The following is a 4,711-nucleotide window of genomic DNA, read 5'->3' as shown; positions in this document are numbered from 1 at the left end:
ATCGGCGTGTTGAGTTGCTGCATTTGGCTAATCAATTGCGTGGCTAATTCGGGTGTTGGACTGTGTGCGCTGAGTAACACAATCGCATCCACATAAATTTCTGGATTTTTAATCAACGCGTTTACCATTGCCTGACAGTTAGCACCTTGCAGGATTAGTAGGCGCTTACCATCCTGGCTGACTATTTTATCTTGTAAAATACCTAATTGAGACTGTAAGCGTTGTTCTGCGGTGGTTGAATTTAATGTTTGGCTTAAAGGGGAAATAGAGTAGGTATGTAAGCCTTTATCATTGAGTTGATAGCGTAATGTCTGAATAATATTGGGGTTGTTAGCCGAAGTATAGGTATCGGCAAAGATCCAACTTGTACCGATAATTTTTCCTGTGGTTTGTTCGCGCCACAAAGTCAGAAATCGGTTATCTTTATCACCTAACCAAGCCACTTCGTTGCTATCGTTATACTTAGTTAAGTCTTGATCAAACAAGCGTTGTTGAGACATCGGAAAGCTGACTGCTGGTTTATTGGTCTGATTTTTGTCTTTATCTGTCTCGGCACTTAACGGTAGCGATAAAGCGGATAAGAGTAATAATACAAGGGCCTTCAACATTGAATATACCTAACGTGATCATAGTTATTAATCGATTGGAAATGGTGGTGTTGCTGTAAATGTCATTTTTTCTGACGATAAAGGGTGCTCAATTTCTAACATAGCGGCATGCAGTTGTAAATGTGCAGCTCCTGCAATGCCTTGTTCTGATGCATATAACTCGTCACCAAGGATCGGAGTTCCTAATGCTAACATATGCACCCGCAGTTGATGCGAGCGGCCGGTCACAGGTTTAAGTAATACTGTGGCACTGGCTTGCTGGTTGTTATCGTCATTGGCTAAATGCTCTGCAATTACCTGCCAATGTGTTAACGCCGGTTTACCGTCAATAAAATCAATCATTTGCCTTGGCCTATTAGGCCAGTCACAACGTAAAGGTAAATCGATACTGCCACTGTTTGATGTTGGAATACCTTCTAAGCGCGCATAGTAGTATTTGGCGGTTGAGCGTTGCTGAAATTGTCTGCTGATATGGCTTTGGGCTGCTTTGGTCAGCGCCATTAAGATCACGCCCGATGTACACATATCCAAACGATGGACAATTGCCGCCGCAGGAAACAGTGTTTGTACACGGCTAGCAATACTGTCGTTATGTTCGGGTAGTCGCCCTGGTACGCTTAATAATCCACTCGGCTTATTTAATACAATAATGGCATCATCTTGGTAAAGAACATCTAATCTAGGGTGTTGTGGTGGAGCATAAATAAAATCGGGCATAGGGTATATACAATATAGTCGAGAGTTTAGAAGGTAAGGTTTAAATCATCGCGGCTAATAACAAAAGGGTTAACCGAAATTAACCCCTTTACTGCTAGTTATTATAACGTGAAGTTATTTAGCTTGGTGTTACCACAATAAAACGGACAGCGTCTAATTTTAGCTGGGCATTATTAATATGTGTGGTGAGCTCTTCGGTTTGTTTCTCAATAAATGCTAACTCTTCATCACGTACGTTAGGGTTAATCTTTTGTAGTGCTTGCAGACGTTCAAGTTCAACACTCATATTTTTCTGCATACTTGCTAGTGCAGCGCTGGTGATTGCTTGCTTTTGGTCTTCCGCTACAGCGGTTGATTTACCTATAAGATCATGAATAACCGTTTGCGATGCTGACACTAACTTGGTTGCTACGTGGCGATTAATTGCATTAAGCTGGCGGTTGAAGCTATCAAACTCAACTTTTACCGCTAAGTTATTACTATTTTTGTCTAATAATAAACGAATTGGTGTTGCAGGCAAGAAGCGATTAATCTGGCAATAAGGTGGTGCTGATGTTTCTACTACATAAAGTAATTCTAATAAAATAGTGCCAGCAGGCAGTGCTGGATTTTTTAATAGTGACACGGCGGTAGAACCAGTATCAGAAGTCATGATTAATTCGATACATGCACTAATTAAAGGATGTTCCCAAGTAAGGAAGTGTACATCGTCACGAGATAATGCCGTTTCACGATCGAATGTAACGGTAATCCCGTCCTCTGAAAGGTGGGGTAGACTTGGCACCAACATTTGATCTGTTGGTTTTAATACCAACATGTTTTCACCGCGGTCTTCTTGGTTAATACCAATAACATCAAATAAACGGATCGCGAAGATAGGCAGTGTTGGGCTGTCATCATTGGCTTTTAACTGCTCGATAATGTTGTCTGATTTACCTAAACCGTTGGAATTCAATTCTAGTAAGCGGTCTCGGCCACTTTCCATTTTTAATTTCAATGCATCATACTGACTACTCGTATCGCTAATTAACGCATCTGTTGCAGCAATATCAATGTCTTTCGCTGCCAGTTGAGTAAGTAACTCATCTTTTACTTCAGCAAAAATATCACCGCCGATAGGGCAGGTATACTCAAAAGCATTTAAACCATTGTGATACCAGTTTTGCAGGACATCTTGTGCCGTATTTGTAAAGAAAGGTACGTGGATACTAATGTCATTTTTTTGACCGATACGATCTAAACGACCGATACGTTGTTCTAGTAAATCAGGATTGAGTGGTAAATCAAATAATACTAGGTGTTGGGCAAACTGGAAGTTACGACCTTCAGAGCCGATTTCTGAACAAAGTAATACTTGTGCACCAGCATCTTCTTGGGCGAAGTAAGCGCCTGCTTTATCACGTTCGATGATAGACATGCCTTCATGGAATACAGTACCACGAATGCCTTCGTTCACACGTAGTGACTCTTCAATCGACATTGCCGTTTCAGCATTGGCTGCAATCACTAATACTTTTTCATTTTTATTAGCAAGTAGGAAGTCTTGTAACCATTCAACACGTGGATCAAAACTACACCAAGATGCGTCTTTACCTTCAAACTCTAAGAAGATCTCTTCAGGGTATAAACCACGACGAGCAGCTTCGGCAAAACTTGCTGAACCATTCATCATTTGTGCGACTTTTAATGACGTTTTATATTGTTCTGGCAGCGCTAATGGAATCGGGTTGTAGCAACGGGTTGGAAACCCTTTAATTGCTGAGCGTGTATTACGGAATAACAAACGACCCGTACCATGGCGATCAAGTAATTGACTAATGATTGATTGTTTTGCTTGCTGTGCTTCTTCCGACTCTGGTGTCGTTTGAATTAACGCTAACTGACCTGAAATATCGGCTTCACTTAATAATTGAGTTAATGATTTCGCTGTTTCTGCTGACACGATTGGTGAATCTAATAACTCTTGCGCCGCTTGTGCAATAACAGCATAGCTATTTTCTTCACTAACAAATGCGCTGTAGTCATAGAAACGGTTTGGATCGAGCAGACGCAACCGTGCAAAGTGACTTTCATGACCAAGCTGATCTGGTGTTGCTGTTAGTAATAGTACCCCAGGTGATTTCTGCGCCAGTGACTCTACCACTTGGTATTCACGGCTTGGTTCTGTTTCATTCCATATCAGATGATGTGCTTCATCAACAACCAATAAATCCCAATCGGCACCTACAGCTTGCTCAAAACGGCGACGTTTTTTGCGTAAAAAATCTAGACTACATAAGATTAACTGCTCAGTCTCAAATGGATTATCTGCGTCAGCAAGCGATTCGATACAACGTTCTTCATCAAAGATACTAAAGTGGAGATTGAAACGACGCATCATCTCTACTAACCACTGGTGCTGTAATGTTTCAGGTACCAGAATCAAAACACGCTTAGCAAGACCTGCTGTTAACTGCTGGTGGATAATTAAACCGGCTTCAATGGTTTTACCTAAACCAACTTCATCGGCAAGTAAAACGCGAGGCGCGTGACGTTGACCAACTTCAGTTGCGATATGCAATTGATGAGGAATCAAACTTACCCGTGGGCCCTGAATACCATTTAACGGAGATTGCTGTTGAGAAAATTGATGTTGTAATGTTTGATGGCGTAAAACAAAACGATCCATCCGATCGATTTGGCCTGCAAATAAGCGATCTTGTGGTTTGTTAAATTTGATAAAGTTATTCAGGAATGTCTCACGTAATGCAACCTCTTCACCCGTCTCTTGATGAATACCTGTATAGGTAATGATGCCCGAGCTTTCTGTTACTTCTGTAACCGTTAAGCTCCAGTCTTCATGAGAGAGAACCTGATCACCGATATTAAACATTACACGCGTGATCGGCGCTTCGTTACGAGCATATAAACGGTTTTCACCACTTGCAGGAAATAATAGCGTTAACATTCTGCCTTCTATGGCAACTATTGTTCCTAATCCTAATTCTGATTCCGTATCGCTGATCCAGCGCTGACCAAGTTGGAAGGGCATGTATATTCAAACTCCAAAACCGTAAAAAGGGCGCATGTTACCTAAACCAGAGACTTAGGTCACGTATAAAGATAAATTAAATAATAGTTTAAAATAACTTAGTAAGTAAATCCCAAATACATGAGCAAATGAAAGTATAGACCTTGCATGAACTGCATTAATTTTGATTTGTTAGTTAGCAATAAGTAGTCATAAGTATAGTTTGAGTGAACTATCGCTTATATTTGACTTGTTTTGTTTGAAATGTGTACGACTTTTTAGGTTTGCCCGAAAAATAGAATGAAATTTATAAAATCGCTTGCGGATTTATCTGAAATATCTATAATTCGACCCCACTGACACGGCAACAGCTGCT

General features: G+C 40.7%; 3 protein-coding genes. All 3 read right to left on the bottom strand.

Annotation, left to right across the window (positions count from 1 at the left end; all coding sequences use genetic code 11):
- A partial coding sequence (locus tag QNK26_RS06195) for a DUF3530 family protein (RefSeq protein ID WP_319221579.1) occupies positions 1-608 on the bottom strand: 608 nt, incomplete at its 3' end.
- Between the two features lie 27 nt (positions 609-635).
- Positions 636-1,325, bottom strand: a complete 690-nt coding sequence (locus QNK26_RS06190; RefSeq protein ID WP_319221578.1) for a pseudouridine synthase — start codon at positions 1,323-1,325, stop codon at positions 636-638.
- 118 nt (positions 1,326-1,443) lie between these two features.
- Positions 1,444-4,356, bottom strand: a complete 2,913-nt coding sequence (rapA, locus tag QNK26_RS06185) for an RNA polymerase-associated protein RapA (protein WP_319221576.1) — start codon at positions 4,354-4,356, stop codon at positions 1,444-1,446.
- Between the last annotated feature and the right edge of the window lie 355 nt (positions 4,357-4,711).

Source organism: Moritella sp., from assembly GCF_033791185.1.
Classification (GTDB): Bacteria; Pseudomonadota; Gammaproteobacteria; order Enterobacterales; family Moritellaceae; genus Moritella.
The sequence above is the reverse complement of the archived record's forward strand: the minus strand, read 5'-3'. Positions and strand labels throughout refer to the sequence as shown.

What these genes read in the sequence shown, in the direction of transcription:
- rapA (WP_319221576.1), bottom strand. Translation starts at nt 4,356, where the DNA reads ATGCCCTTCCAACTTGGTCAGCGCTGGATCAGCGATACGGAATCAGAA.
- QNK26_RS06190 (WP_319221578.1), bottom strand. Translation starts at nt 1,325, where the DNA reads ATGCCCGATTTTATTTATGCTCCACCACAACACCCTAGATTAGATGTT.